Origin of the sequence: Pseudomonas sp. 58 R 3 (assembly GCF_900006605.1) — a bacterium.
In the GTDB taxonomy this organism is placed as follows: domain Bacteria; phylum Pseudomonadota; class Gammaproteobacteria; order Pseudomonadales; family Pseudomonadaceae; genus Aquipseudomonas; species Aquipseudomonas salomonii.
In genome coordinates this window covers 18,949-45,264 of record NZ_CVTT01000039.1, presented here as the reverse complement: position 1 = coordinate 45,264, position 26,316 = coordinate 18,949, and the positions used below count along the sequence as shown (strand labels likewise).

The following is a 26,316-nucleotide window of genomic DNA, read 5'->3' as shown; positions in this document are numbered from 1 at the left end:
CGCAGGCAAGCCAGCTCCCACATTTTGAATGCATTCGCAAACCTAAGGTGGGAGCCGGGCTTGCCCGAGATAGCGATCTATCAGGCGCCGACCGCCACCAGACTCAACAACTGCTCCCCCTCCACCGCAAACTGCCCCTCCAACTCCTTGCCATAACACCATTCAGCAGACAGGTCCGTCAGCAACCGCAACCGCACGCGCCCGGCCTGCGACCACTCAAGCACCTCGGCATGCTCAAAGTAGAAACGCTTTTGCACAATCGGATACAGCGCTTTGAACAGGCTCTCCTTGACCGAAAACGTCAGCGTCACCAGCAAGGCAACCTGCTCGCGTGGCCCCAGTGCCATGCGCTGCAATTCGTCGGGCGTCAGAATCTCCCCAGCCAAACGCTCCGCCCGCTCCAATGACAGCAGGTTCTCCAGGTCCATCCCCAGCCCGCGCCATTGCGCCTTGTGCCCGACAATGGCCGCTGCATGCCCGGTGCTGTGGGTGATGGAGCCGCTGATATGCCCAGGCCACACCGGCGCACGGTCATCACCGATGGCCGGCACGCAATCCAGTTGGTCAAGCTGTTGCAGCGCTGCGCGGGCGCACAGGCGACCGGCGAGGAATTCCGCCTGGCGTTTGGCCACCGAGCGCTGGATGCTGGCCGGCGGCGGCACCGCGCTGCGCTGGAAGTCATCGGCGAGCAACAAGGCCGGGTCGAATCGCGTGCTCAAGAACACCGTGCCCGGCAGCGGGATGGGCAGTGGCCAATGGGCGTCGAGTGGGGTGCAGCAAGCGGGTAGAGGCGTCATGCGCGGTATTTTGCGTCAGTTGGTACGCCAGTGCATAGCCTGCAGCGGTTCAGGCCAGGTTCAGAGCCCGTTCAGGGGGAGTTCAGGGGCGCCTGCGTAGTCTGGCTTTAACAGCCAAAACGCGTAGAGGTAAGCCCAATGACTGCGATCAAAAAGCTGATTCTGGCCTTAAGCATGCTCGGTGCCACTGCTGGGGTTCAGGCTTCGGACGGTGCTTTTGCCGGGTTCGGCAGCGAGAAAACCAGGAAATCCAGCAACCTGATCCAACGTGTGAGCCTCGAAGAGGTAGGCGGCCAGGCCGCGCCTTGGGGCCAATCTTTGGGCATGACCACGCCGCAACCTGCCTACCGTACCGGCTACGAACACCTGACGGGCCAATACAATGGCATTAAACTGCGCCCGCAAGACTTGCAGGGCCGCTATGATATCCCCCTGTCGGACAGTTGAATCGCCTTGGAGAGCCTTATGAAATTGCTGGTCGTGGAAGATGAGGCGCTGCTGCGCCATCACCTGTTCACCCGCCTGACCGACAGCGGCCATGTGGTCGAAGCCGTGGCCAATGCCGAGGAAGCCCTGTACCAGACCGGCCAATTCAACCATGACCTGGCGATTATCGACCTGGGCCTGCCCGGCATGGGCGGCCTGGACCTGATCCGCCAACTGCGCAGCCAGGCCAAGACCTTTCCGATCCTGATCCTCACCGCGCGCGGCAACTGGCAGGACAAGGTCGAAGGCCTGGCCGCCGGTGCCGACGATTACGTGGTCAAGCCGTTCCAGTTCGAAGAACTGGAGGCGCGGATGAACGCCTTGCTGCGCCGCTCCAGCGGGTTCACCCAATCGACCATCGTCGCCGGGCCGTTGCTGCTGGACCTCAATCGCAAACAAGCCTCGCTGGATGAGCAGCCGCTGGCGCTGACGGCCTACGAGTACCGGATTCTCGAGTACCTGATGCGTCATCATCAGCAAGTGGTCGCCAAGGACCGCTTGATGGAGCAGCTCTACCCCGATGACGACGAGCGTGATCCGAACGTGATCGAAGTGCTGGTGGGTCGCCTGCGCCGCAAGCTGGAAGGCCCGGCCGGGTTCAAGCCGATCGACACCGTGCGTGGCCTGGGCTACCTGTTCAATGAGCGCTGCCGTTGATTCGCTCGCTACGTGTGCGCTTGATGCTCGCGGCCACCACCCTGGCCGTGCTGTTTATGCTGGGCTTGTTGCCCGCCATGCAAGGCGCGTTCAGCCTGGCGCTGCAGGATTCCATCGAGCAGCGCCTGGCCTCGGATGTGACTACGCTGATTTCCGCCGCGCGGGTCGAAAACAACCGTCTGTTGATGCCGGCGCAGTTGCCGGACGAACGCTTCAACCTCACTGACAGCCGCCTGCTCGGTTACATCTACGACCGTGAAGGCCATCTGGTCTGGCGCTCGCGGGCGACTCAGGAAGAAAACATCAACTACAAGCCGCGCTACGACGGGCGCGGTAATGAATTTGCGCGGATTCGCGAAGCCAATGGCCAGGAGTTCTTCGTGTATGACGTCGAGGTCAAGCTGCTGGGCGGCAAGAGCGCGGCGTTCAGTATCGTCGCGCTGCAACCGGTGCGTGAATACCAACTGACCCTCGAAGGCCTGCAGGAAAACCTCTACCTGGGTTTCGGCGCGGCCTTGCTGGTATTGCTGACGCTGTTGTGGCTGGGCCTGACCTGGGGCCTGCAAGCCTTGCGCCGCTTGAGTCAGGAACTTGACCAGATCGAAGGCGGCACCCGCGAAAGCCTCACCGAAGAACACCCCCGCGAACTGCTGCGCCTGACCGGCTCGCTCAACCGTTTGCTGCACAGTGAGCGCGAGCAGCGGGCGCGCTACCGCGACTCCCTCGACGACCTGGCCCACAGCCTGAAAACCCCGCTGGCGGTGTTGCAGGGCGTGAGTGAGGACATGGCCCAGCGCCCGGAAGAGCGCGGCCAGGCCTGGGTGCTTCAATCGCAGATCGAACGCATGAGCCAGCAGATCGGCTACCAATTGCAGCGCGCCAGCCTGCGTAAAAGTGGCCTGGTGCGTCACCAGGTGCGCCTGGAACCGGTGTTGCAAAGCCTGTGTGACACGCTGGACAAGGTTTACCGCGACAAACGCGTGACCGTCACCCTTGAGTTGCCGCCCGAGTGTGATGTGCCGATCGAGAAGGGCGCACTGCTTGAAATGCTCGGCAACCTGCTGGAAAACGCTTATCGCCTGTGCCTGAGTGAAGTGCGCATCAGCCTGACGGAGAACCTTGAAGGCACTGAACTGTGCATCGAAGATGACGGCCCTGGCGTGCCGCCCGATCAGCGTGCGCGGATTCTGCAAAGGGGCGAGCGGCTGGACCGTCAGCATCCGGGGCAGGGTATCGGCCTGGCGGTGGTCAAGGACATCATTGAAAGCTACAGCGCGCGGCTGACCCTTGGGGATTCGCCGTTGGGTGGCGCGGCGTTCAAGATTCACTTTCCGGCGGCTTGATCCTTGTTGCCCTTACTGGCCTCATCGCAGGCAAGCCAGCTCTAGCTTTCTTGCGCCCGATACGCCCCCGGCGTCAGCCCGGTCCACTTCTTGAACGCCCGATGAAACGCCGACGGTTCCGAAAACCCCAACTGCTCGGCAATCTCCTGCAACGACAAATCCGCACGCCCCAAGTGATAAATGGCGATGTCCCGCCGCAACTCATCCTTGAGCGCCTGAAAGCTGGTGCCTTCCTCGCGCAAATGCCGGCGCAGGGTTTGCGGGCTGATGTGCAGGTGCTGGGCGACGGCCTCCAGGTCGGGCCAGGGCGTGCGGTCGCGGCTGAGCAGGCGGCGCAGCTGGCTGCTTAAACTGTCGCCTTCATCGGGCCGCGACAACAGGTCAGCGGGCGAGCGCTCGAGAAAGTGCTTAAGGGTGCGCTCGTCCTGCAACAACGGCAGGCTCAGGTATCGGGCGGGAAACACCAGGCTGCTGTTCGGTGCGCCAAATACCTGAGGGCACGGGAACAGCAGGTCGTATTCGCCCGCATGGGCCGGCATCGGGTAGCTGAACGTGGCCTGCTGCAGCCGGATACGGCGGCCGATCAACCAACTGCCCAGGCGATGCCAGATCACCAGCAGGCACTCGCTGAGAAAGTGGTCCGGGTCCCACAGCTGCGAATCGTCCAGGCTCAAACGGGCCAAGTCGCCTTCTCTGGTCAACTGCCAGCGCGGCCCCTGCGGGAATAGGCTATAAAATAATAAGCCGCGTTCCAGAGCCTTCTCCAGGGTGCGGCAGTGAATCAGCGCGTGGCACATCATGGCGAAGGTGCCGCGCTTGCTCGGGCCTTCGGCAAACCCCAGGTATTCGTCGTCCAGCCCCAGCCATAGCATTTGTAACAACCGGGTAAATTGCTCAGGGGCGATGCGGGCGCGGGGTTCGCTCAGCAGTTCCGGGGTGATGCCCACTTGCAGCAGCAGGCCCGAATAGTCGTAACCCGCGCGGCGCGCACCGCCCAGAGCGGCGCGGGCGTAGTGACTGGCGATGGTACGTTCACGCATGTGAGGGCCTCGTCCATGGAGTGGCGGATGTTAGCCATCACCGGGTAGGGCGACAAGGCGGATATCCGCCAAATTGTAGGACGAGATGGGGTGAGTGGGCGGAATTCCGCCACCTCATCCACAGTGGCGAGGGCGTGATGTTTGTCCTGGGCCCTGATGTCTAAAGGCCTTCAGGCGATTAGAGCAAAGTGGCACGGCGTTTGCGATAGGGATTACAGCGCAGGAATGTTCCTACAGGCCTCGCAAACAACAAATCCCTCCAGTGCAGGAGGGTTCGCAATTGAAGTGTCGTGGGCAATGGCGGATCTTTGCCACACGGTGCGATTGAGGAACTTTGCAATGACGACTCGTCAGCCAATCTACAAATCCCTGTATTTCCAGGTGATCGTCGCAATCGTTATCGGTATTTTGCTCGGTCACTTCTACCCGCAGACCGGCGTGGCCCTCAAGCCACTGGGTGACGGCTTTATCAAGCTGATCAAAATGGTCATTGCCCCGATCATCTTCTGCACCGTTGTCAGCGGCATCGCCGGCATGCAAAGCATGAAATCGGTGGGCAAAACCGGCGGCTACGCGCTGCTGTACTTCGAAGTTGTTTCCACCATCGCCCTGCTGATCGGCCTGATCGTGGTCAACGTTGTGCAACCGGGCGCCGGCATGCACATCGACGTAGCGACCCTGGACGCCTCCAAAGTCGCGGCCTACGTGACCGCCGGTGCAGACCAGAGCGTGGTTGGCTTTATCCTCAATGTGATCCCGAACACCATCGTCGGCGCTTTCGCCAACGGCGACATCCTGCAAGTACTGATGTTCTCGGTGATCTTCGGTTTTGCCCTGCATCGCCTGGGTGCCTACGGCAAGCCGGTGCTGGACTTCATCGATCGCTTCGCCCACGTGATGTTCAACATCATCAACATGATCATGAAGCTCGCGCCAATCGGTGCCCTGGGCGCCATGGCGTTCACCATCGGCGCCTACGGTGTAGGTTCCCTGGTGCAGCTGGGCCAGCTGATGATCTGCTTCTACATCACTTGCATCCTGTTTGTGGTGGTGGTGCTGGGCGCTATCTGCCGCGCCCACGGTTTCAGCGTGTTGAAGCTGGTTCGCTACATCCGTGAAGAGCTGTTGATCGTACTGGGTACTTCCTCCTCCGAATCCGCACTGCCACGCATGCTGATCAAGATGGAGCGTCTGGGCGCGAAGAAATCCGTAGTAGGCCTGGTGATTCCGACCGGCTACTCCTTCAACCTCGACGGTACTTCGATCTACCTGACCATGGCTGCCGTGTTCATCGCCCAGGCGACTGACACCCACATGGACATCACCCACCAGATCACCCTGCTGCTGGTGCTGCTGCTGTCCTCCAAAGGCGCTGCAGGCGTGACCGGTTCGGGCTTCATCGTACTGGCCGCCACCCTGTCGGCCGTAGGCCACCTGCCGGTTGCCGGCCTGGCGCTGATCCTGGGTATTGACCGCTTCATGTCCGAAGCCCGCGCACTGACCAACCTGGTGGGCAACGCGGTTGCCACCATCGTTGTGGCCAAGTGGGTTAAAGAACTGGACACCGACAAGCTGCACAGCGAGTTGGCATCCGGCGGCACCGGTATCTCCGATACCCGTCCGGAAGATGACCTGGGCGTGGCCGAAGGCCCGGCGCCTGCCATCAAGTAAAATGCCCAGGGTGTGAACAACACCCAAAGCCTGCAGACGCCCCGACTGGTTCGGGGCGTTTGCGTTTCTGACGTGGCGCTTTGGGTTTTGCTTGCTTTACAGTAAGTGAATACTTTATCCGCTGTAGGAGACCTGATGGACAGTGTGGATCTGAATGTCCTGCGCAGCGTGCTCGAATGGCGCCGTGCCGGGCACCGAGTGGTGTTGTACAGCGTGGTTCAGACCTGGGGCAGCGCGCCACGCCCGCCGGGGGCAATGCTGGCTTTGCGTGGCGATGGTGTGGTGATCGGCTCGGTGTCGGGCGGTTGCATCGAGGACGACTTGATCGCGCGCTTGCAGGATGGTCGCTTGCCGGAGGATGGCCCGCCGGTGCAGTTGGTGACCTACGGCGTCACCCGCGATGAGGCGGCGCGTTTCGGCTTGCCGTGCGGCGGCACGTTGCGCCTGACTGAGGAACGCGTGGATGAATTCGGCTGGGTCTCGCAATTGCTGGCGCGCTGTGAAGACCACCAGATTGTCGCGCGTGAGCTAGACCTGAGCAGTGGCAAGGTCACCTTGAGCGGCGCGGCCAAGACCGATGTCGTGACCTTTGATGGCGAGCGCCTGCGGGCTATCTACGGCCCGCGTTGGCGTTTGCTGTTGATCGGCGCCGGGCAGCTGTCGCGCTACGTGGCTGAAATGGCGCGCCTGCTGGATTTCGAAGTGCTGATCTGCGACCCGCGCGAAGAATTCGTCTACGGCTGGGAAGAGCAGCATGGCCGCTTTGTGCCCGGCATGCCGGATGAGGCGGTGCTGAATATCCAGACGGATGAGCGCACGGCTATCGTCTGCCTGACGCACGACCCTCGATTGGACGATATGGCGCTGCTGACGGCGCTCGACTCATCGGCGTTCTACATTGGCGCCCTCGGTTCGCGGGTCAATACGCAAAAGCGCCGGGAAACCCTGGCGGCGCTGGGGTTGTCGGCTGAGGCGATTGCACGTCTGCATGGGCCGATCGGGTTGCATATCGGTAGTCATACACCGGCGGAAATTGCTCTGTCACTGATGGCGGAAATTGTCGCGATCAAGAACGGTGTTGCGCCAATGCAGAAGAAACCAATGCCCGTGGTGGCTGAGTAGTGGTCACGGCGATTGTGCTGGCAGCCGGGCAGGGCAGTCGTTTTCGCGCTGAGGCCGGCGCTGATCAAGACAAGTTGCTGGCCGATTGCGTAGGCGTCGATGGTGTGACACGCCCCGTGATCGAACAGGTATTGGTAAGCTTGCCAGCGTGCATCGTAGAGCGCTGGCTCGTCACCTCGCCGGACCGCCTGGCCGTTATTCGTTTGGCCAAGGCGTATGGCTGTGAAGTCTTGTTGCTGGACTCGCCAGGTATGGGCGACAGCATCGCGGCCGCCGTCGCAGCCAGTGGTGAAGCCGATGGTTGGTTGGTGGTGTTGGGGGACATGCCGTTTATTCAGTCGTCGACCCTTGAGCGAGTGATTGACGCGGTCCAGGACGATGGCATCAGTGTGCCGGTACAGGCGGGTAAGTACGGGCATCCGGTGGCTTTTGGTCGGGCGCTGGGGCCGCAACTGATGGCATTGAGCGGTGATCGTGGCGCAAAGCCGTTATTTTCCCAGGCGGTGGTGCGGCAAGTGCACGTGGAGGATCCCGGTGTGCTGTGGGATGTGGACGTACCGCAGATGCTAAGTTTCAGCACAGACTAACGGTGGGAGCCGGGCTTGCCCGCGATGCAGGCACCTCGGTGTGTCAGTCACGCTGCGGTGATGCTATCGCAGGCAAGCCAGCTCCCACCGTTGATCTCCACAAGGCTTGATCTCCACAAGGCTTAAGTTGAACGCCCATAAAAAAGCCCCGCCTGATCACTCAGGCGGGGCTTTTTAGTGGCCGATGGAATCAGACGAGGGGTTTAGGCTCGTGCTCTGCTTCCAGGGCCTTGTGCTCAACCACGGCTTCAACAACCGGGGCAGGTGCCTCGACCGCGTCGGCAGCCGGTGCGGCAGCGGCTGCAGCCGCGGCGGCTTCAGCTTCCCTGCGACGACGACGCACTTCACGTGGGTCGTTCGGCGCACGGCCGTTTTCGGTCAGGGCGCTGGCAGGCGCCGCTTCAACCACGGGGGCTGCGACTTCGGCAACCACTGGTGCTTCAGCAACTACGGGCGCTTCAACCACGGGTGCAGGCTCAACCACCGGGGCTGGCTCGGCAACCACTTCTGCAACCGGTGCAGGCGCTTCTTCTACCACAGGGGCAGGTGCTGGCGCTTCAACCGGTGCAGCGGGTTCGGCAGTCCACTGGAAGGCGGTCTGTTCTTCGCGAACTTCACGCACTGCCGGGGCAGCTTCTTCGACAACCGGCGCTTCAACCACGGCTTCAACCACTGGCTGAGGCTCGGCAACCGGTGCAGGCTCGACAGCAGCCACTTCGACTTCTGGCTGAACGTCGCGCACTTCACGCACTGGCGAGGCAACTTCCACTTCCGGAACCACTGGGGCTTCGATCGGGGTAGTGGCTTCGACGACTGGCGTTTCAACAACCGGCGCTTCAACCACTGGGGTCTCGGCAACCGGTGCTTCTACAGCCGCTGTTTCTTCAACAGCAGCGGTAGCGCGTTCAGCTTGCTCATGCGCCTGGGCTTCAGCCGGTGCGCTGATCACGCTGCTGGCAACGGCGGCGGTCACCGCCAGGCCGGCAGCCAGTTCGGCGCCCGTTGGCTCTGCGGTGGCCGCTTCGCCGTTCTCGCCGGTCTCTTCCGAGCCTTCGATCACATTGCCGTTGGCATCACGCTGACGCTCACGACGGTTGCTGCGACGACGCTGGCCACGGGAGCGGCGGCGTGGACGATCGCCTTCGGCGTTGTCCTGACCGTCTTCCTGCAGTTGCTCTTCACCGGTCAGCACTTCTTCTTCGCTGGTGGCAGCGGCTTGCTCGGCACGTGGTTGACGCTCTTCACGCGGTGGGCGCGGCTGGCGCTCTTCACGTGGGGCGCGTTCTTCACGCGGCTGGCGAGCCGGGCGTTCTTCGCTGACAGCTTCGGCAGCAACGGCGGCTACTGCCGGTGCAGCGTCCAGCGGCTCGCGCAGTTCACGCACACGTTCTTCACGCTCGCCACGTGGCTTGCGGTCTTCACGCGGGGCACGCGGAGTACGGGGTGCGCGCTCTTCGCGTGGTGCGCGTTCTTCACGGGCTACGGTTGGGGTCTCTTCACGGGCTTCGCGAGGTGCACGTTCTTCACGAGGTGCACGCTCTTCACGTGGCGCGCGTTCTTCACGCGGTGCACGTTCTTCGCGCGGCTTGCGCTCCTCGTCACGGCGACCGTTGCGGTTACGGCTCTGTTGACGGCCGTTGCGACGTTCTTCGTTACGGGCCGGGCGTTCGGTAGCAGGCTTTTCAACCACAACCGGCGCAGCAGGCTCTTCTTTGCTGGCGAACAGGCTGACCAGCGACTTCACCAGGCCTTTGAACAGGCTTGGCTCAGGCAGGGCGGCCGGTGCGGCAACCGGTGTAGCGACTTCAGCCGGGACCGGTGCGTTGGCACGCGCCGGTGCGGTCTTCACGGCGGCTTCCTGGCGAACCAGAGTACGGGTCGCAGCGGCTGGCTGGACTTCTTCCACTTCGGCAGCGGCAGCGGCGATTTCGTAGCTGGACTGGCCACTGTGGGCTTCCGGGCTGTCATCACGCAGGCGTTGCACTTCGAAGTGCGGCGTCTCGAGGTGATCGTTCGGCAGGATGACGATGCGGGCACGGGTGCGCAGTTCGATCTTGGTGATCGAGTTGCGTTTTTCGTTAAGCAGGAACGCGGCCACCGGGATCGGCACTTGCGCGCGGACTTCGGCGGTGCGGTCTTTCAGGGCTTCTTCTTCGATCAGGCGCAGGATCGCCAGGGACAGCGATTCAACGTCACGGATGATGCCGGTGCCGTTGCAACGCGGGCAGACGATGCCGCTGCTCTCGCCCAGGGAGGGGCGCAGGCGCTGACGGGACATTTCCAGCAGGCCGAAGCGCGAGATGCGGCCGACCTGTACGCGGGCACGGTCAGCTTCCAGGCACTCGCGGACTTTTTCTTCCACGGCGCGCTGGTTCTTGGCCGGGGTCATGTCGATGAAGTCGATCACGATCAGGCCGCCGATGTCGCGCAGGCGCAGCTGGCGGGCGATTTCTTCGGCTGCTTCCAGGTTGGTCTGCAGCGCGGTCTCTTCGATGTCGCTGCCTTTGGTGGCGCGCGCCGAGTTGATGTCGATGGACACCAGGGCTTCGGTCGGGTCGATCACGATGGAGCCGCCGGAAGGCAGTTCGACCACGCGCTGGAAGGCGGTCTCGATCTGGCTTTCGATCTGGAAACGGTTGAACAGCGGAACGCTGTCTTCGTAGAGCTTGATCTTGCTGGCGTACTGCGGCATCACCTGGCGAATGAAGGTCAGGGCTTCGTCCTGGGCTTCAACGCTGTCGATCAGCACTTCGCCGATGTCCTGGCGCAGGTAATCGCGGATGGCGCGGATGATCACGTTGCTTTCCTGGTAGATCAGGAACGGCGCGGAACGATCCAGGGAGGCTTCTTTGATGGCGGTCCACAGTTGCAGCAGGTAGTCGAGGTCCCACTGCATTTCTTCGCTGCTGCGGCCCAGGCCTGCAGTGCGCACGATCAGGCCCATGTCGGCAGGGGCGATCAGGCCGTTCAGCGCTTCCCGCAGTTCGTTGCGTTCTTCGCCTTCGATGCGACGGGAAATGCCGCCGGCACGCGGGTTGTTCGGCATCAGCACCAGGTAACGGCCGGCCAGGGAGATGAAAGTGGTCAGGGCAGCGCCCTTGTTGCCACGTTCTTCTTTTTCGACCTGAACGATGACTTCCTGGCCTTCGCTCAGGACGTCCTTGATGTTCACGCGGCCTTCGGGGGCTTTCTTGAAGTATTCGCGGGAGATTTCTTTGAGGGGCAGGAAGCCGTGGCGCTCGGAGCCGAAATCGACAAAGGCAGCCTCAAGGCTTGGTTCGATGCGAGTAATACGGCCTTTATAGATGTTGGCCTTCTTTTGCTCGCGCGCACCGGATTCGATGTCCAGGTCATAGAGGCGTTGGCCATCTACCAGTGCAACACGCAACTCTTCGGGTTGAGTTGCGTTAATCAGCATTCTTTTCATGTTGTACCGTCGGTTTCCGGGCTGCCGGAAACGGCGTTCGGCACACACGACTTCTCACGGTCGGTGTCAGGTGCGTCAAGAGTGGTTGGCCACTCCAGTGTCCAGCAATAACGAGCCAATTGGGCCGGTATCGCGACGGACGCGTCCTGCTTGTTAGCGGTGGTGACAAAGGCACCACTTCAACAAAAGCTAAGGTCAGGAGGAGGAATCAACCGGCGACTGTGGACGAGATGAAGCGTCTTATAAGCCTAATGCTACACGGTCCGACGGTTGTGCATCTCCACCCTACACGTATCCCTGATAATTCGGGTGCTGCCGCGCGCAGAATCCGCAGCGGGTTGGCATTTACCGTGTACTCCAATGGGGAGTCCACGCTCATGGCTAAACAAGACTAGGTGTGGGCGACTGCGCTCTCACTCAGCTCTTAACAGGCGTTGTTTCCGAAGCATTCGCCGTGGTCTGGCTCAAGACTGACTGCACTTTGTGAACTGGCCGTAAATATCGGCGCAGAACGCGAGTATTCACTCTGCTTTCTGCACTCGCTTCAGGCCTCATGTCACCTGCGCTTGTTACAATCCTGAGCCTTCCAAGGTGGCGAAAGCCCCGTAGGACGGCCTCGCGTCCTGATGAATTGCGATGGTCAGGGCCGGCAGTTTGCCGCAAGTCCTCTGTCCAGGCCGCTTTTGGCGGCGTTCGCGACTATAGCAGCAATGATTAAGTGCTTCAATTCCATAAAAAATTGTTATCATCGCCGCCATGACGACTACCGCCCCCCAGACCCCCAGCGTCCAGCTGCTCGAGGTCTCGCCGGAATATGCCGGCCAACGCATCGACAATTTTCTCCTGGCCAGGCTCAAAGGCGTGCCCAAGACCTTGATTTACCGCATCTTGCGTAAAGGTGAAGTGCGCGTGAACAAAGGCCGGATCAAGCCCGAGTACAAGCTGCAGGCGGGCGATATCGTCCGTGTGCCGCCAGTGCGCGTGCCTGAGCGTGACGAGCCGGTGCCATTGGCCCAGGGCCTGTTGCAGCGCCTGGAAGCGTCGATTGTCTTCGAAGACAACAAGCTGATCGTGATCAACAAGCCTTGCGGCATTGCGGTTCACGGCGGCAGTGGCCTGACGTTCGGGGTGATCGAAGCCTTTCGTCAGTTGCGACCCGATGCCAAGGAGCTGGAACTGGTCCACCGCTTGGACCGTGACACCTCCGGCCTGCTGATGATCGCCAAAAAACGCAGCATGTTGCGTCACCTGCACACCGCCTTGCGTGGCGATGGCGTGGACAAGCGCTACATGGCACTGGTACGGGGCAACTGGGCCAGCTCCATCAAGAGCGTGCGTGCGCCATTGCAGAAGAGCAACCTGCGCTCCGGCGAGCGCATGGTCGAAGTGGACGAGGAGGGCAAAGAAGCCCTGACCCTGTTCAAGGTGCTGCGCCGCTTCGGTGACTTCGCCACTATGGTCGAGGCCAAGCCTGTGACCGGGCGTACCCACCAGATTCGTGTGCACACCCTGCACGCGGGCCACTGCATCGCCGGCGACACCAAGTACGGCGATGAGGATTTCTCCAGGGAAATTCGCGACCTGGGCGGCAAGCGCCTGTTCCTGCACGCCTACATGCTCACCGTGCCGCTGCCCGATGGCGGCGAGCTGAAGTTGCAGGCGCCGGTCGATGAGATGTGGGCCAAGACCGTGGAGCGTTTGAGTGTCGCACCCTGACTACAAGCTGCTGATTTTTGATTGGGACGGCACGCTGTGCAATTCCATTGGGCGCATCGTCGACTCAATGCACGCGGCCTCGACCCGTTCGGGTTTCGAGTTGTGCACGGATCTGGCGGTAAAAGGCATTATCGGCCTGGGCCTGCCCGAGGCGATCCGTACCTTGTACCCCCGGATCAGCGACACAGAGCTGGTGACTTTTCGTGACCATTACGCCGATCACTACATAGGGCTGGAGGCCACGCCTTCGCCGCTGTTTGACGGCGTAAGGCAATCCCTGGAGGCGTTTCGCGCCGAGGGTTATCACTTGGCTGTGGCCACCGGCAAGGCCCGTCGCGGGCTGGATCGGGTGCTCAAGGCCCACGGGTTTGAAGATTATTTCGATATCACCCGTGCAGCGGATGAAACCGCCAGCAAACCTCACCCTCTGATGCTGGAGCAGATCCTGGCGCATTGCGGCCTAGCGCCGCGTCAGGCGTTGATGGTGGGTGACGCTTCCTTCGACCTGATGATGGCGCGCAATGCCGGCATGGACAGCGTGGCGGTCAGCTACGGTGCCCAGGCTGCCGAAGCCTTGCAGGCATACGAGCCCAGGCTGACGATTGATCATTTTTCTGAACTGCACGCCTGGCTCAGCCGGGCCTGATAAGTCTTTGCTGGGGTTAATGGCATGAGTGACGAGTGGAAAGCGCCCGAAAAGGCCGAAAGCGGTGATGATAAAAGCTGGAAGCTGTTGGAGAAGACCCTGCTGGCCAGTGTCCAGGAGCAACGCCGAGCGCGTCGCTGGGGGATTTTCTTCAAGTTGCTGACGTTTATCTGGCTTATCGCCATGCTGGCGTTGTTCAGCCCGTTGATGGACATGGAAAAAAGCGCCACCCGTAGCAACAACTACACCGCCTTTATCGACGTGAACGGGGTGATTGCCGATAAGGAGTCCGCCAGCGCCGATAATATCGTCGGCGGCCTGCGTGCGGCGTTCGAGGACCCCAAGGTCAAGGGCGTGATCCTGCGCATCAACAGCCCAGGTGGCAGCCCTGTGCAGTCGGGCTACGTGTATGACGAGATTCGTCGCCTGCGCGGCCTGCACCCTGACATCAAGCTGTATGCGGTGATTTCCGACCTGGGCGCCTCGGGGGCCTATTACATCGCCAGCGCCGCTGACCAGATCTATGCCGACAAGGCCAGCCTGGTCGGCTCCATTGGTGTGACAGCGGCCGGTTACGGCTTTGTCGGTACCATGGAGAAGTTGGGGGTGGAGCGTCGCACCTACACCTCGGGTGAGCACAAGTCGTTCCTCGATCCGTTCCAGCCACAAAAGGCCGATGAAACCCAGTTCTGGCAGGGCGTGCTCGACACCACCCATCGTCAGTTCATTGCCAGTGTTAAACAGGGGCGTGGCGATCGTCTGAAGGACAAGGACCATCCTGAGCTGTTCTCCGGCCTGGTGTGGTCCGGTGAGCAGGCATTGCCGTTGGGTTTGATCGACGGCCTGGGCAGTGCCAGTTCGGTGGCGCGCGATGTGATTGGCGAGAAGGAACTGGTGGACTTCACTGTTCAGGAATCGCCGTTTGATCGCTTCTCCAAGAAGCTGGGTGCCAGCGTGGCGGAGAAGCTGGCCTACTACATGGGCTTCCAGGGTCCGACGCTGCGCTGAAATATCGGCCCTGATGTAGGTCGAAATGTGGGAGCGGGCTTGCTCGCGAATACGGTGGGTCAGTGACAGATATGTTGGCTGACACTCCGCTTTCGCGAGCAAGCCCGCTCCCACATTTGGTTTTGCGGTAGGGCCTAGGGGATTTGCACGCCTTCAGCCAGCAGCATGTCCACCAGTCGAATCAGCGGCAGGCCGACCAGGCTGGTCGCATCCGGCCCTTCGGTGCTCTGGAACAGGCTCACACCCAGCCCTTCGGCCTTGAAGCTGCCTGCGCAGTCATAAGGCTGTTCCGCGCGCAAATAACGCTCGATGCGCTCCACACTCAGTTCGCGCATCTGCACGGTAAATGGCACGCAGTCTACCTGGCAGTGGCCCGTCTCACTGTTGAGCAGCGCCAGGCCGGTCAAAAAGCTCACGCGTTTGCCGCTGGCGGCCAGTAATTGCTCGCGGGCGTTTTCAAAGGTGTGGGGTTTGCCGATAATGCGGCCATCGAGTGCGGCCACCTGATCGGAGCCGATAATCAAATGCCCTGGGTGACGGGCGGCGAGGGCGCGGGCTTTCTCTTGCGCCAGGCGCTTGACCAGCTCAATGGCCGACTCATTTGCGCGATGGCTTTCGTCGATATCCGGCGAGCTGCAGATGAACGGTAGGTGCAGGCGGGCCAGCAATTCCCGGCGATAAACCGAGCTGGAAGCGAGTAATAAAGGCAGCATGGGTGTCTCCTCGAGGCAGCCGCCGATTCTAGCGGGGCGACCAGCTGACGCACAGGGCTGAATTTCCTTTGACATGGCTGGGTGCATCCCTATAATGCTGCGCCTATGTTGAATGACCCGATTCCACCTCACGTTGACCCGCGCAAATTGGCTGATCGTGGCACCACCCTTCAAGGTGAAGTGCTGCTGGCCGATTTGGAGAGACTCTGCGACCCGCTTTCCGACACTGTCGGTACGGTGCAGGCTAAATTCGTTTTTGAACGAGATGAACGTAAGTCTGTGGTAATCCACAGCTTTATCGACACCGAAGTCAAAATGGTTTGCCAGCGTTGTCTTGAGCTGGTCACCCTGCCGATCCACAGCGAATGCAGTTATGCTGTGGTGAAAGAGGGTGCGAATACCCAGTCGTTGCCGAAAGGTTATGACGTGCTGGAACTGGGCGAAGATCCATTGGATCTGCATGCACTGATCGAGGAGGAGCTTTTGCTCGCCTTGCCCATTGTGCCTGCTCATCATCCGGAAGAATGCCAGCAGCCGGAGGGCCTTGATGACGAGGCCGAGCCGAGCGAGGACGAGGTAACGCGGTCCAACCCGTTCAGTGTATTGGCGCAGTTAAAGCGTGACCCAAACGTTTAGGAGTTAATCAATTATGGCTGTTCAGCAGAACAAAAAATCCCGCTCTGCCCGTGACATGCGTCGTTCGCACGATGCCCTGACGGCAAGCACTCTGTCCGTAGAAAAAACCACCGGTGAAATTCACCTGCGTCACCACGTATCGCCAGAAGGCGTATACCGTGGCCGTAAAGTGATCGACAAGGGCGCTGACGAGTAATCACTTGTCTGCTCAAGTCATCGCGATTGACGCAATGGGCGGGGACTTCGGTCCCCGCAGCATTGTTCAGGCTTGCGTTGCCAGCCTGTCTGCTACGCCCTCGCTGCACCTGACCCTCGTCGGTCAACATTCCCTACTTGAAGAACTGATTGCCGGCCATCCGGCGGTGGATCGCGCGCGCCTGACCGTTACTGCGGCCAGCGAAACCATCGGCATGGATGAGAAGCCCGCGGCAGCCTTGCGTGGCAAGCCCGACTCTTCAATGCGGGTAGCCCTTGAGTTGTTGCGTGATGGCAAGGTGCAAGCCTGTGTCAGTGCCGGCAATACCGGGGCGTTGATGGCGTTGTCGCGTCATGTGCTCAAGACGTTGCCGGGTATTGATCGGCCGGCCATGGTTGCGGCGATTCCGACGCAGAAAGGCTATTGCCAACTGCTGGACCTGGGTGCAAACGTCGATTGCAGTGCCGAACACCTGCTCCAGTTCGCCGTGATGGGCTCGGTGGCCGCTGAGGCGTTGGGTGTGGCCCGGCCGCGCGTGGCGTTGCTCAATATCGGCACCGAGGACATCAAGGGCAATCAGCAGGTCAAGCTGGCTGCCGCCTTGTTGCAAGGTGCGCGGGGCTTGAACTACATCGGTTTTGTCGAAGGTGACGGCTTGTACCGCGGCGAGGCGGATGTGGTGGTGTGCGACGGGTTTGTCGGCAATATCCTGCTCAAGTCCAGCGAAGGCCTGGCGACCATGATCGCCACGCGTATCGAAGCCTTGTTCAAGCACAACCTGGCCTCACGCATGGTCGGCGCGCTGGCGTTACCCTTGATGCGCCGCCTGCAGGCCGACCTTGCGCCGGCACGGCATAATGGCGCGAGTTTTCTGGGGCTGCAGGGCATTGTGGTAAAAAGCCACGGCTCGGCCGGTGTGCAGGGCTTTCAAAGTGCGATTGCGCGAGCGTTGATCGAGATCCAGGAAAACCTGCCGCAACGTTTGCACGGGCGTCTTGAGGATCTGTTGCCTTAGGCGAATCGGCCCGGGAGTGCTTAAATGTGACCGGCCAGTTCAATTGACCATCCAATCTGTCAGTTTCGTTCGCGCCCACCGTCGGTGCGGGCATTTTTGACGACCAGATCATTAGGGGCTTGTTACATGTCTACATCCCTCGCATTCGTCTTTCCAGGGCAGGGTTCGCAGTCCCTCGGCATGTTGGCCGAGCTGGGCGCGCACCATCCGCTGATCCTGGAAACCTTCAAGGAAGCTTCCGATGCCCTGGGTTATGACCTGTGGGCACTGACCCAGCAAGGGCCGGAAGAGCAACTCAATCAAACCGATAAAACCCAGCCGGCGATCCTGACCGCCTCGATCGCCCTGTGGCGCTTGTGGTTGGCCGAAGGCGGTGCACGCCCGGCTTACGTGGCCGGTCACAGCCTGGGCGAGTACAGCGCCTTGGTGGCCGCCGGCAGCCTGACCCTCGCTGAAGCGGTCAAGCTGGTCGAGCGCCGTGGTCAGTTGATGCAAGAAGCTGTTCCAGCCGGGCAGGGCGGCATGGCCGCTATCCTCGGTCTGGACGACGCTGTGGTGATCGAAGCCTGCGCCGAAGCGGCCCAGGGCGAAGTGGTCAGCGCAGTGAACTTCAACTCCCCTGGCCAGGTGGTCATCGCCGGCGCCAAGGCCGCTGTCGAGCGCGCCATTGAGGGCTGCAAGGCCCGTGGTGCCAAGCGCGCCTTGCCGTTGCCGGTGAGCGTGCCGTCGCACTGCGAGCTGATGCGCCCGGCTGCCGAGCGCTTTGCCGAGTCCATTGCCGCCATCAATTGGCAGGCGCCGCAGATTCCGCTGGTGCAGAACGTCAGCGCGGCTGTTGCCGCCGACCTCGACACCCTCAAGCGCGACCTGCTGGAGCAGCTCTACAAGCCGGTACGCTGGGTTGAGTCGGTACAGACCCTGGCTGCCAATGGTGCCACTGAGTTGGTCGAGTGCGGCCCGGGCAAAGTCCTGGCCGGCCTGAGCAAGCGTTGCGCCGATGGCGTGTCGACTGCCAACCTCAATACCCCGGATGCCTTCGCTGCCGCGCGCGCGGCACTGGCCTGAACCCCTTTAGGAGAAGCCTGCATGAGTCTGCAAGGTAAAGTTGCACTGGTTACTGGCGCAAGCCGTGGCATTGGCCAGGCGATCGCCCTGGAACTGGGCCGTCAAGGCGCCGTTGTGATCGGCACCGCCACTTCCGCTTCGGGCGCTGAGCGTATTGCCGCGACCTTGAAGGAAAACGGCGTGCAAGGCACCGGTCTTGAGCTGAATGTGACCAGCGACGCGTCTGTTGCTGCTGTGCTGGCCGAGATCACTGCACAGTTCGGCGCACCGGCTATTCTGGTGAACAACGCCGGTATCACCCGTGACAACCTGATGATGCGCATGAAAGACGACGAGTGGTACGACGTGGTCGATACCAACTTGAACAGTCTGTTTCGCCTGTCCAAGGGTGTTTTGCGCGGCATGACCAAGGCGCGTTGGGGCCGAATTATCAATATTGGCTCCGTAGTGGGTGCCATGGGCAACGCAGGCCAAGTAAACTATGCAGCGGCCAAGGCCGGTCTGGAAGGTTTCAGCCGTGCATTGGCCCGTGAAGTCGGTTCGCGTTCGATTACGGTCAACTCGGTGGCCCCAGGGTTCATCGACACCGATATGACCCGCGAACTGCCGGAAGCACAGCGTGAAGCGTTGCTGACCCAGATTCCGCTGGGCCGTCTGGGCCAGGCTCAAGAGATCGCAAATGTGGTCACTTTCCTGGCATCCGACGGTGCGGCATACGTGACTGGGGCTACAATCCCGGTGAACGGCGGGATGTACATGAGTTAAATTGTGACGGATCGCTTCAAAAAAATGTCATACGAGCTGTCTAAAATCCGTTATAAAGCTGCAACTTAATTTATAGGCAGGTGGCCGGTCGGGTACGAGGGTGAAGCTTTCAGTTGAAAAGCTGAAAAGGCTTTCTATACACTTACCCACTGGCCAGCTGCCTGAATTTGTCCATTAGGAGTTAAACAAGGTATGAGCACCATCGAAGAGCGCGTCAAGAAAATCGTTGCCGAGCAACTGGGCGTTAAAGAAGAAGAAGTGACCAACTCCGCTTCCTTCGTTGAAGACCTGGGTGCCGATTCCCTTGACACCGTTGAGCTGGTGATGGCTCTGGAAGAGGAATTCGAGACCGAAATCCCGGACGAAGAAGCTGAAAAAATCACTACTGTTCAAGCTGCTATCGACTACGTTACTGCCCACCAGGCGTAATAGTTTGTAGTCGTCGCTTGCTGTCAGGGAAAAACCGCACTGCTGTAACGGCGTGCGGTTTTTTCTTTAAGCGGTGATGAAAAATAAGCTGCGAAGCAAAGTGTCGTCATTAGAAAAAGGAGAGTGCTGTGTCGCGTAGACGCGTCGTAGTCACCGGTATGGGTATGTTGTCGCCACTGGGTACAGATGTGCCGAGCAGTTGGCAGGGCATTCTGGCTGGCCACAGTGGTATTGGTCTGATCGAACACACGGACCTTTCTGCCTATTCCACCCGTTTTGGCGGCTCGGTAAAGGGCTTCAATGTCGAGGAATATCTCTCGGTCAAAGAATCCCGCAAGCTCGACCTGTTCATTCAATACGGCCTGGCAGCCGGTTTTCAGGCGGTGCGTAATGCCGGCCTGGAAGTCACCGACGCCAACCGTGAGCGCATCGGCGTGGCCATGGGTTCGGGTATTGGCGGTTTGACCAATATCGAAGAAACCAGCCGCACGCTGCACGATTCCGGCCCCCGTCGAATTTCGCCGTTCTTCGTGCCGGGCTCGATCATCAATATGATTTCCGGTTTCCTGTCGATCCATCTGGGCGCACAGGGCCCCAACTACGCCATTGCCACGGCGTGCACCACCGGCACGCACTGCATCGGCATGGCGGCGCGTAATATCGCCTATGACGAAGCCGACGTGATGATCGCCGGTGGCGCCGAAATGGCCGCCTGCGGCCTCGGCATGGGCGGCTTCGGCGCGTCCCGTGCGCTGTCGACGCGCAATGACGAGCCGACTCGCGCCAGCCGTCCGTGGGACAAGGGCCGTGATGGCTTTGTACTGGCTGACGGTGCCGGTGCGCTGGTACTCGAAGAGCTGGAGCACGCCAAGGCGCGCGGTGCCACTATCTACGCCGAGCTGATCGGCTTCGGCATGAGCGGCGACGCCTACCACATGACCTCGCCGCCGTCCGACGGTGCCGGTGCTGCACGTTGCATCACCAACGCCTTGCGCGATGCGAAGGTCAACGCCAACCAGGTGCAGTACATCAATGCACACGGCACATCGACCCCGACGGGCGACCTGGCGGAAGCCGAAGCCATCAAGTCGGTGTTCGGTGAGCACGCCTACAAGCTGGCGGTCAGTTCCACCAAGTCCATGACCGGCCACCTGTTGGGTGCGGCGGGCGCGGTCGAGGCGATCTTCAGCGTCATGGCCATCAAGGATCAGGTCGCTCCGCCGACCATCAACCTTGATGAGCCGGACGAGGGCTGCGACCTCAACTTCGTGCCTCACGAAGCGCAACCGATGCCGATCGACGTGGTGATCTCCAACTCGTTCGGTTTCGGTGGCACCAACGGTTCCCTGGTGTTCCGCCGGTTCGCCGAGTGATGCACAGCTGGGTCGACGGTCAGCCAGCGGACAGCGTGCCCCTGAAAGACCGTGGCCTGGCGTACGGCGATGGCCTGTTTGAGACCATCGCCGTCAAGGCCGGGCAGCCGGTGCTGCTCGACCGTCACCTGCAACGCCTTGAAGAGGGGTGCAGGCGCCTCGCCTTGAGTGCGGATCAAACCCTGATCCGCAGCGAAGTGCTGGCTTACGCCGCGGCCATGGGCAATGGCGTACTCAAATTGATCCTCACCCGTGGCGACAGCCTGCGCGGTTATGGCATCAACCCTGGCGTCCCCGTGCGCCGTATCTTGCAGGGCAATCCGCCCGCTGCTTATCCTCTGGCCCATGCAACCGATGGCATCCGCCTGTTTGCGTGCGCCACTCGCTTGGCCGAGCAGCCGTTGCTGGCGGGCCTCAAGCACCTGAATCGTCTTGAACAAGTGATCGCCCGCGCCGAATGGCAGGATGCCGAACATGCCGAGGGCTTGATGCTGGACAGGTCCGGTCGAGTCATCGAAGGCGTGTTCAGCAACCTGTTCGTGGTGCGCAATGGCTTGTTACTAACCGCTGATCTGAATCGTTGCGGGGTTGCCGGCGTCATGCGAGCTGAGATTCTGGCCCAGGCGCAAACCCTGGGCATCCCGGTGGCCGTGGCCGACATCAGCATGGACCAGTTGCAACAGGCCGATGAAGTTTTCGTGTGCAACAGCGTTTATGGCATTTGGCCCGTACGTGGTTGCGCCGGGATGAGCTGGTCGGTTGGGCCGCTCACCCGTAAACTGCAGGGCATTGTTCGCGCGCTATTGGAAATTTGAGTTGATACGAAAACTGGTTTTACTGCTGCAGATCGGCCTGGTCTCGGCAGGCTTGCTACTGGGCTTTTCGGCCTGGAAGCTCGACTCTGCGCTGAAGCAGCCCCTGAATCTGACCCAGGAACAATTGCTCGATGTTCCCGCCGGGGCGACCCCGACGGGCACCTTCAATCGCCTTGAAACCGAAGGCGTGCTGGAGGGTGCCTTCTGGTTGCGCCTCTACTGGCGCTTCAACCTCGACGGCCAGCCGCTGCACAGCGGCGAATACCGCATGACCCCAGGCCTGACGGCCGAAGGCCTGATCGGCCTGTGGCAACGCGGCGAAGTGGTGCAATACAGCCTGACATTGGTGGAAGGCTGGAACTTTCGCCAGGTGCGTTCAGCGTTGGCCAAACACGAAAAGATCGTGCAGACCCTGTCGGGCCTGAGCGACAGCGAAGTGATGGATAAGCTCGGCCACCCTGGCGTATTTCCCGAAGGGCGGTTCTTTCCTGACACCTATCGCTTCGTGCGCGGCATGACCGATGTCGAATTCCTGAAAAAAGCCTACAACCGCCTGGACGAGGTACTGGCCCAGGAATGGAGCCAGCGCGCCGCCGATGCGCCGTACACCGACCCTTACCAGGCGCTGATCATGGCCTCCCTGGTAGAAAAGGAAACCGGTGTGCCGCAAGAGCGCGGGCAGATCGCCGGAGTGTTCGTGCGTCGCTTGAAAATCGGCATGCTGCTCCAGACCGACCCGACGGTGATCTACGGCCTGGGCGAGCGCTACACCGGCAAGCTGACCCGCGCGCACCTCAAGGAAGCCAATCCCTATAACACCTACATGATTGCCGGCCTGCCGCCGACGCCAATCGCCATGGTCGGCCGCGAGGCGATCCATGCGGCGTTGAACCCGGTGGCCGGCAGTAGCCTGTACTTCGTAGCCCGAGGCGATGGCAGCCATATTTTCTCCGATGACCTGGATGCGCATAATGCCGCCGTGCGTGAGTTCCAACTCAAGCGCCGTGCCGATTATCGCTCCAGCCCGGCACCGGCGGTAAAACCGCCGGAAGATGCGACGCCACCGACCGATGCCGCGCCGGTTGAAAAACCCGCCGAGCCTGCGCCGGACGCCGCTGCGCCGCAAAGCCCGCAATGACTCTGACTAAGGACTGCCTGTGACTGGCTTGTTTATTACCCTGGAAGGCCCGGAAGGCGCCGGCAAAAGCACCAACCGCGATTACCTGGCCGAGCGTTTGCGCGCTGAAGGCATCGAGGTGCTGCTGACCCGTGAGCCCGGCGGTACGCCGCTGGCCGAGCGTATTCGTGAAGTGTTGCTGGCACCAGGTGAAGAACAGATGAACCCGGACACTGAGCTGCTGTTGGTGTTTGCCGCCCGCGCCCAGCATTTGGCCGAAGTGATTCGCCCGGCCCTGGCACGGGGTGCTGTGGTGATTTGCGACCGTTTTACCGATTCCACTTATGCTTACCAGGGCGGCGGGCGCGGCTTGTCCCTTGAGCGCATCGCCAGTCTGGAGGCTTTCGTCCAGGGCGACTTGCGCCCCGACCTGACCCTGCTGTTCGACCTGCCGATCGAAGTCGGCATGGCTCGCGCCAGTGCCCGTGGCCGCCTGGATCGGTTCGAGCTGGAAGGTTCAACATTCTTCAATGCGGTCCGTAGCGCGTTCCTGCAGCGCGCCAAAGCTGAGCCTGCGCGTTACTCCTTACTGGACGCAGCCCAGCCACTGGCGCAGGTACAGCAGGCCATCGATGCTCTGCTGCCTGAACTTCTGGAGCGCGCCCGTGGCTGAGGCCTACCCGTGGCAGGACAGCCTCTGGCAGCAATTGGCCGGGCGCGCCCAGCATGCCCACGCCTATTTGCTGCACGGCCCCATCGGCATCGGCAAGCGCGCCCTGGCCGAGCGCCTGATGGCCAGCCTGCTGTGCAAGCAACCGGTCAACCTGCAAGCGTGCGGGGAGTGCAAATCCTGCCTGCTGCTCAAGGCAGGCAGCCACCCCGATAACTACCTGCTCGAACCTGAAGAGGCCGACAAGGCGATCAAGGTCGACCAGGTACGTGATCTTGTCAGCTTCGTGGTGCAGACCGCGCAGATGGGCGGGCGCAAGGTAGTACTGATCGAGCCGGTGGAGGCGATGAACATCAACGCCGCCAACGCTTTGCTCAAGAGTCTGGAAGAGCCGTCGGGCGACACCGTGCTGTTGCTGGTCAGCCATCAGTCCAGCCGTTTGCTGCCGACTATCCGCAGCCGTTGCGTGCAGCAGGCCTGCCCATTGCCGAGGGAGGCCATGAGCCTGCAATGGCTGGCGCAGGCGCTGCCGGAATGTTCTGCCGACGAGCGGGTCGAGTTGCTGACCCTGGCTGCCGGATCACCCTTGGCGGCGGTGAAGCTGCAGGCCCAAGGCGTGCGTGAACAACGCGCACTGGTGGTGGATGGCGTCAAAAAGCTACTCAAGCAGGAACAGTCCGCTACACAACTGGCCGAAGGCGCCTGGAAGGATATTCCGTTGCTGCTGCTGTTCGACTGGTTCTGTGACTGGTCGAGCCTGATCCTGCGCTACCAGTTGACCCAGGACGAAAACGGCCTGGGCCTGCCGGATATGCGCAAGGTGGTGCAGTACCTGGCGCAAAAAAGTGCGCAGGACAAGGTGCTGAACATTCAGGACTGGATCCTGGCCCAGCGCCAGAAAGTCCTCGGCAAAGCCAACCTCAACCGCGTGCTGTTGCTCGAAGCCCTGCTGGTGCAATGGGTTGGCTTGCTCGGCCGGCGTTAATTTTCGTGGCCGACGGGTGTATCGTCGGCCAGACACTTCCCATGAATTAAGTCGTACTTTCCTATGCTCGTAGATTCCCACTGCCACCTTGATCGCCTCGACCTTGCCCAGCACGGCGGCTCCCTCGATGCCGCCCTGGAAGCGGCCCGCCAGCGTGGGGTAGGGCACTTCCTGTGCATCGGCGTGAGCGCCGACAACGCCGCCGACGTCAAAGCCTTGGCTGATCGCTATGCCGATGTCGATTGTTCGGTCGGCATCCACCCGCTGGACCTCAAGCCGGGTGAAGCGCCGGCTCTGGATTGGCTATTGAGCGAGCTCAATCACCCACGCGTGGTGGCGATTGGCGAAACCGGCCTGGATTACCATTACGAACCTGAAGCCGCCGAGTTGCAGCAAGCCTCCTTCCGCCTGCACCTGCAAGCCGCCCGGCAGACCGGCAAACCGGTGATCGTCCACACCCGAGGCGCCCGCGCTGACACCTTGACGCTATTGCGCGAAGCGGCCTTGCCCCAGGCCGGCGTGCTGCATTGCTTCACCGAAGACTGGGACATGGCCAAGGCCGCGCTGGACCTGGGCTTTTACATTTCCCTGTCAGGTATCGTCACCTTCCGCAACGCCGACGCCTTGCGCGACGTGGCGCGTCAGGTGCCGGCCGACCGCCTGCTGGTGGAAACCGATTCGCCGTACCTGGCGCCGATCCCCCATCGCGGCAAGCCGAACCTGCCGGAATACGTGCGTGATGTGGCCGATTACCTGGCGATGCTGCGCGGTGAATCCTTTGAGCGCTTTGCCGAGCAGACCACCGAGAACTTCAAGCGTCTGTTCCCGCTGGCCCACGTGGCCGGCTGAGGCGGTCAAATCGCAGGCAAAAAAAACCCGGGTTCTGGGGGGTGAATCCGGGTTAAGACCATTAGGAGTAAAACAAGGGCACACAGTCCGTCGGTACCCAGGTCGACGCGTCACTTGGGGGAGATGTCGCGCCGACAATTCAAGTATTGATCAGTATCCGATTCAGTCCAGTCGCGATTGGTCGTTTTTTAAACAGATTTGGAATACGCGCGCTTCGCTTGAGTTCTCATTGAGCGCAAGCACGGCTGCAGTTGTTGCGTATTATTTCTGACTGATAACCCCTCATTCGTTGGCGCGCTGAAACTAAAACGCACGCTGGGTTCACATAGGCGTTGCCCAACGACCGTTCAGTCGGGATAATCCCTCGCATCGGGTAAATCGTATCGCCACGTATCCGTGGCCCTGCGTAACCCTCCCTCATTCCGACCTCTGCAGACCTCTTCCTCATGCACAAAGAACCCCGTAAGGTCCGTGAGTTTCGCCGCCGTGAGCAGGAAATTCTCGACACTGCACTCAAGTTATTCCTCGAACAAGGTGAAGACAGCGTCACCGTCGAGATGATTGCGGATGCCGTGGGTATCGGCAAAGGCACGATCTATAAACACTTCAAATCCAAGGCCGAGATCTACCTGCGCCTGATGCTCGACTACGAGCGCGACTTGAACGAGCTGTTGCATTCGGCTGATGTGGACAAGGACAAGGAGGCGCTGTCACGCGCCTATTTCGAGTTCCGCATGCGTGACCCGCAGCGCTACCGTCTGTTCGACCGCCTGGAAGAAAAGGTGGTCAAGGGCCATCAAGTGCCGGAAATGGTCGAGGAGCTGCACAAGATCCGCGCCTCGAACTTCGAGCGCCTCACGCTGCTGATCAAGGGTCGCATCAGCGAAGGCAAGCTCGAAGACGTACCGCCGTATTTCCATTACTGCGCCGCCTGGGCATTGGTACATGGCGCCGTTGCGCTGTATCACTCGCCGTTCTGGAGCAATGTGCTGGAAGATCAGGAAGGTTTCTTCCAGTTCCTGATGGACATCGGCGTGCGCATGGGCAACAAGCGCAAGCACAGCACTGAACTGCCGAGCGCTGAGCCTAAGAGCGGCGACGCTCCCGCTGTTTAAGCCATTCCCGACAGTGATGGCGCAATGATTTGCTGCCGCTTGCAGTACCCCAGGAATATACTCAGGCAAGGAC

At 61.0% G+C, this 26,316-nt stretch carries 26 protein-coding genes; 22 read left to right on the top strand and 4 right to left on the bottom strand.

Going from position 1 to position 26,316, the window contains the following annotated elements:
* Positions 1–80: 80 nt before the first annotated feature.
* Complete coding sequence (locus BFP92_RS09695) at positions 81–797, bottom strand: 4'-phosphopantetheinyl transferase family protein (RefSeq protein ID WP_065929329.1); 717 nt, start codon at positions 795–797, stop codon at positions 81–83.
* Between the two features lie 138 nt (positions 798–935).
* Between BFP92_RS09695 and BFP92_RS09690 the strand changes: the two genes are divergently transcribed.
* The 3 genes from BFP92_RS09690 to BFP92_RS09680 are packed head-to-tail and all read left to right on the top strand — an operon-like array spanning position 936 to position 3,283.
* Positions 936–1,244 carry a hypothetical protein gene (locus BFP92_RS09690; protein WP_065929328.1) on the top strand — a complete coding sequence of 103 codons (309 nt, stop codon included), beginning with the start codon at positions 936–938 and terminating at the stop codon, positions 1,242–1,244.
* An 18-nt stretch (positions 1,245–1,262) separates the two neighbouring features.
* Positions 1,263–1,940, top strand: a complete 678-nt coding sequence (locus tag BFP92_RS09685; protein WP_017138377.1) for a response regulator — start codon at positions 1,263–1,265, stop codon at positions 1,938–1,940.
* On the top strand, positions 1,937–3,283 hold the full coding sequence (locus tag BFP92_RS09680; protein WP_065929327.1) for an ATP-binding protein: 1,347 nt from the start codon (positions 1,937–1,939) through the stop codon (positions 3,281–3,283). Before BFP92_RS09685 ends, BFP92_RS09680 begins: the two co-directional genes overlap by 4 nt.
* Positions 3,284–3,324: 41 nt before the next feature.
* On the opposite strand, the gene BFP92_RS09675 is transcribed toward BFP92_RS09680, so the two are convergent.
* The gene (locus BFP92_RS09675; RefSeq protein ID WP_065929326.1) at positions 3,325–4,323 is read right to left on the bottom strand and encodes an AraC family transcriptional regulator; all 999 of its coding nucleotides are present in this window, start codon (positions 4,321–4,323) and stop codon (positions 3,325–3,327) included.
* A 339-nt stretch (positions 4,324–4,662) separates the two neighbouring features.
* On the opposite strand from BFP92_RS09675, the gene BFP92_RS09670 reads away from it, so the two are divergent.
* From BFP92_RS09670 to BFP92_RS09660, 3 genes are all read left to right on the top strand, one after another.
* Entirely contained in the window at positions 4,663–5,994 is a 1,332-nt protein-coding gene (locus BFP92_RS09670; RefSeq protein ID WP_017138374.1) for a dicarboxylate/amino acid:cation symporter, read from the top strand.
* Positions 5,995–6,129: 135 nt separating this feature from the next.
* Entirely contained in the window at positions 6,130–7,116 is a 987-nt protein-coding gene (locus BFP92_RS09665) for an XdhC family protein (RefSeq protein ID WP_065929325.1), read from the top strand.
* Positions 7,116–7,703 carry a nucleotidyltransferase family protein gene (locus tag BFP92_RS09660; RefSeq protein WP_065929324.1) on the top strand — a complete coding sequence of 196 codons (588 nt, stop codon included), beginning with the start codon at positions 7,116–7,118 and terminating at the stop codon, positions 7,701–7,703. Before BFP92_RS09665 ends, BFP92_RS09660 begins: the two co-directional genes overlap by 1 nt.
* 190 nt (positions 7,704–7,893) lie before the next feature.
* Here BFP92_RS09660 and rne read toward each other — a convergent pair whose 3' ends face one another.
* A complete protein-coding gene (gene rne, locus BFP92_RS09655; RefSeq protein WP_065929323.1) occupies positions 7,894–11,130 on the bottom strand; it encodes a ribonuclease E in 3,237 nt (1,078 codons plus the stop codon).
* A gap of 756 nt (positions 11,131–11,886) precedes the next feature.
* Between rne and rluC the strand changes: the two genes are divergently transcribed.
* The 3 genes from rluC to BFP92_RS09640 are packed head-to-tail and all read left to right on the top strand — an operon-like array spanning position 11,887 to position 14,500.
* Positions 11,887–12,846 carry a 23S rRNA pseudouridine(955/2504/2580) synthase RluC gene (gene rluC / locus BFP92_RS09650; RefSeq protein WP_056861649.1) on the top strand — a complete coding sequence of 320 codons (960 nt, stop codon included), beginning with the start codon at positions 11,887–11,889 and terminating at the stop codon, positions 12,844–12,846.
* Positions 12,833–13,492, top strand: a complete 660-nt coding sequence (locus BFP92_RS09645; protein ID WP_065929322.1) for an HAD-IA family hydrolase — start codon at positions 12,833–12,835, stop codon at positions 13,490–13,492. The genes rluC and BFP92_RS09645 overlap by 14 nt, the downstream gene beginning before the upstream one ends.
* A 24-nt stretch (positions 13,493–13,516) precedes the next feature.
* Entirely contained in the window at positions 13,517–14,500 is a 984-nt protein-coding gene (locus tag BFP92_RS09640) for a S49 family peptidase (RefSeq protein ID WP_065929321.1), read from the top strand.
* Between the two features lie 134 nt (positions 14,501–14,634).
* Here BFP92_RS09640 and BFP92_RS09635 read toward each other — a convergent pair whose 3' ends face one another.
* On the bottom strand, positions 14,635–15,213 hold the full coding sequence (locus tag BFP92_RS09635; protein WP_065929320.1) for a Maf family protein: 579 nt from the start codon (positions 15,211–15,213) through the stop codon (positions 14,635–14,637).
* A 105-nt stretch (positions 15,214–15,318) separates the two neighbouring features.
* Here BFP92_RS09635 and BFP92_RS09630 point away from each other — a divergent pair, with 105 nt between their 5' ends.
* From BFP92_RS09630 to BFP92_RS09570, 13 genes are all read left to right on the top strand, one after another.
* A complete protein-coding gene (locus BFP92_RS09630; protein WP_005790551.1) occupies positions 15,319–15,849 on the top strand; it encodes a YceD family protein in 531 nt (176 codons plus the stop codon).
* Positions 15,850–15,862: 13 nt separating this feature from the next.
* The gene (gene rpmF, locus BFP92_RS09625; protein WP_008152339.1) at positions 15,863–16,045 is read left to right on the top strand and encodes a 50S ribosomal protein L32; all 183 of its coding nucleotides are present in this window, start codon (positions 15,863–15,865) and stop codon (positions 16,043–16,045) included.
* Positions 16,046–16,049: 4 nt separating this feature from the next.
* Complete coding sequence (plsX, locus tag BFP92_RS09620) at positions 16,050–17,060, top strand: phosphate acyltransferase PlsX (RefSeq protein WP_083221728.1); 1,011 nt, start codon at positions 16,050–16,052, stop codon at positions 17,058–17,060.
* Between the two features lie 126 nt (positions 17,061–17,186).
* A complete protein-coding gene (gene fabD, locus BFP92_RS09615) occupies positions 17,187–18,125 on the top strand; it encodes an ACP S-malonyltransferase (RefSeq protein ID WP_065929318.1) in 939 nt (312 codons plus the stop codon).
* A 21-nt stretch (positions 18,126–18,146) separates the two neighbouring features.
* A complete protein-coding gene (gene fabG, locus BFP92_RS09610; protein WP_065929317.1) occupies positions 18,147–18,890 on the top strand; it encodes a 3-oxoacyl-ACP reductase FabG in 744 nt (247 codons plus the stop codon).
* Between the two features lie 192 nt (positions 18,891–19,082).
* Positions 19,083–19,319, top strand: coding sequence for an acyl carrier protein (gene acpP, locus BFP92_RS09605; RefSeq protein WP_016973676.1), 237 nt, complete (start codon positions 19,083–19,085; stop codon positions 19,317–19,319).
* Between the two features lie 128 nt (positions 19,320–19,447).
* A complete protein-coding gene (gene fabF / locus BFP92_RS09600; protein ID WP_056861643.1) occupies positions 19,448–20,692 on the top strand; it encodes a beta-ketoacyl-ACP synthase II in 1,245 nt (414 codons plus the stop codon).
* Entirely contained in the window at positions 20,692–21,507 is an 816-nt protein-coding gene (gene pabC / locus BFP92_RS09595) for an aminodeoxychorismate lyase (RefSeq protein ID WP_065929316.1), read from the top strand. Before fabF ends, pabC begins: the two co-directional genes overlap by 1 nt.
* A gap of 1 nt (position 21,508) precedes the next feature.
* The gene (gene mltG, locus BFP92_RS09590; RefSeq protein ID WP_065929315.1) at positions 21,509–22,645 is read left to right on the top strand and encodes an endolytic transglycosylase MltG; all 1,137 of its coding nucleotides are present in this window, start codon (positions 21,509–21,511) and stop codon (positions 22,643–22,645) included.
* A gap of 19 nt (positions 22,646–22,664) precedes the next feature.
* Positions 22,665–23,297, top strand: a complete 633-nt coding sequence (tmk, locus tag BFP92_RS09585; RefSeq protein WP_058420777.1) for a dTMP kinase — start codon at positions 22,665–22,667, stop codon at positions 23,295–23,297.
* Positions 23,290–24,279, top strand: a complete 990-nt coding sequence (locus BFP92_RS09580) for a DNA polymerase III subunit delta' (protein WP_065929314.1) — start codon at positions 23,290–23,292, stop codon at positions 24,277–24,279. The genes tmk and BFP92_RS09580 overlap by 8 nt, the downstream gene beginning before the upstream one ends.
* A gap of 63 nt (positions 24,280–24,342) precedes the next feature.
* The gene (locus BFP92_RS09575) at positions 24,343–25,128 is read left to right on the top strand and encodes a TatD family hydrolase (RefSeq protein ID WP_065929313.1); all 786 of its coding nucleotides are present in this window, start codon (positions 24,343–24,345) and stop codon (positions 25,126–25,128) included.
* Positions 25,129–25,574: 446 nt separating this feature from the next.
* Positions 25,575–26,243, top strand: a complete 669-nt coding sequence (locus BFP92_RS09570) for a TetR/AcrR family transcriptional regulator (protein ID WP_017138360.1) — start codon at positions 25,575–25,577, stop codon at positions 26,241–26,243.
* Positions 26,244–26,316: the final 73 nt, after the last annotated feature.

Coding starts and splice junctions, on each gene's coding strand:
- BFP92_RS09695 (WP_065929329.1), bottom strand. CDS start 797: ATGACGCCTCTACCCGCTTGCTGCACCCCACTCGACGCCCATTGGCCA.
- BFP92_RS09690 (WP_065929328.1), top strand. CDS start 936: ATGACTGCGATCAAAAAGCTGATTCTGGCCTTAAGCATGCTCGGTGCC.
- BFP92_RS09685 (WP_017138377.1), top strand. CDS start 1,263: ATGAAATTGCTGGTCGTGGAAGATGAGGCGCTGCTGCGCCATCACCTG.
- BFP92_RS09675 (WP_065929326.1), bottom strand. CDS start 4,323: ATGCGTGAACGTACCATCGCCAGTCACTACGCCCGCGCCGCTCTGGGC.
- BFP92_RS09670 (WP_017138374.1), top strand. CDS start 4,663: ATGACGACTCGTCAGCCAATCTACAAATCCCTGTATTTCCAGGTGATC.
- BFP92_RS09665 (WP_065929325.1), top strand. CDS start 6,130: ATGGACAGTGTGGATCTGAATGTCCTGCGCAGCGTGCTCGAATGGCGC.
- rne (WP_065929323.1), bottom strand. CDS start 11,130: ATGAAAAGAATGCTGATTAACGCAACTCAACCCGAAGAGTTGCGTGTT.
- rluC (WP_056861649.1), top strand. CDS start 11,887: ATGACGACTACCGCCCCCCAGACCCCCAGCGTCCAGCTGCTCGAGGTC.
- BFP92_RS09640 (WP_065929321.1), top strand. CDS start 13,517: ATGAGTGACGAGTGGAAAGCGCCCGAAAAGGCCGAAAGCGGTGATGAT.
- BFP92_RS09635 (WP_065929320.1), bottom strand. CDS start 15,213: ATGCTGCCTTTATTACTCGCTTCCAGCTCGGTTTATCGCCGGGAATTG.
- BFP92_RS09630 (WP_005790551.1), top strand. CDS start 15,319: ATGTTGAATGACCCGATTCCACCTCACGTTGACCCGCGCAAATTGGCT.
- rpmF (WP_008152339.1), top strand. CDS start 15,863: ATGGCTGTTCAGCAGAACAAAAAATCCCGCTCTGCCCGTGACATGCGT.
- fabD (WP_065929318.1), top strand. CDS start 17,187: ATGTCTACATCCCTCGCATTCGTCTTTCCAGGGCAGGGTTCGCAGTCC.
- fabG (WP_065929317.1), top strand. CDS start 18,147: ATGAGTCTGCAAGGTAAAGTTGCACTGGTTACTGGCGCAAGCCGTGGC.
- acpP (WP_016973676.1), top strand. CDS start 19,083: ATGAGCACCATCGAAGAGCGCGTCAAGAAAATCGTTGCCGAGCAACTG.
- pabC (WP_065929316.1), top strand. CDS start 20,692: ATGCACAGCTGGGTCGACGGTCAGCCAGCGGACAGCGTGCCCCTGAAA.
- BFP92_RS09575 (WP_065929313.1), top strand. CDS start 24,343: ATGCTCGTAGATTCCCACTGCCACCTTGATCGCCTCGACCTTGCCCAG.
- BFP92_RS09570 (WP_017138360.1), top strand. CDS start 25,575: ATGCACAAAGAACCCCGTAAGGTCCGTGAGTTTCGCCGCCGTGAGCAG.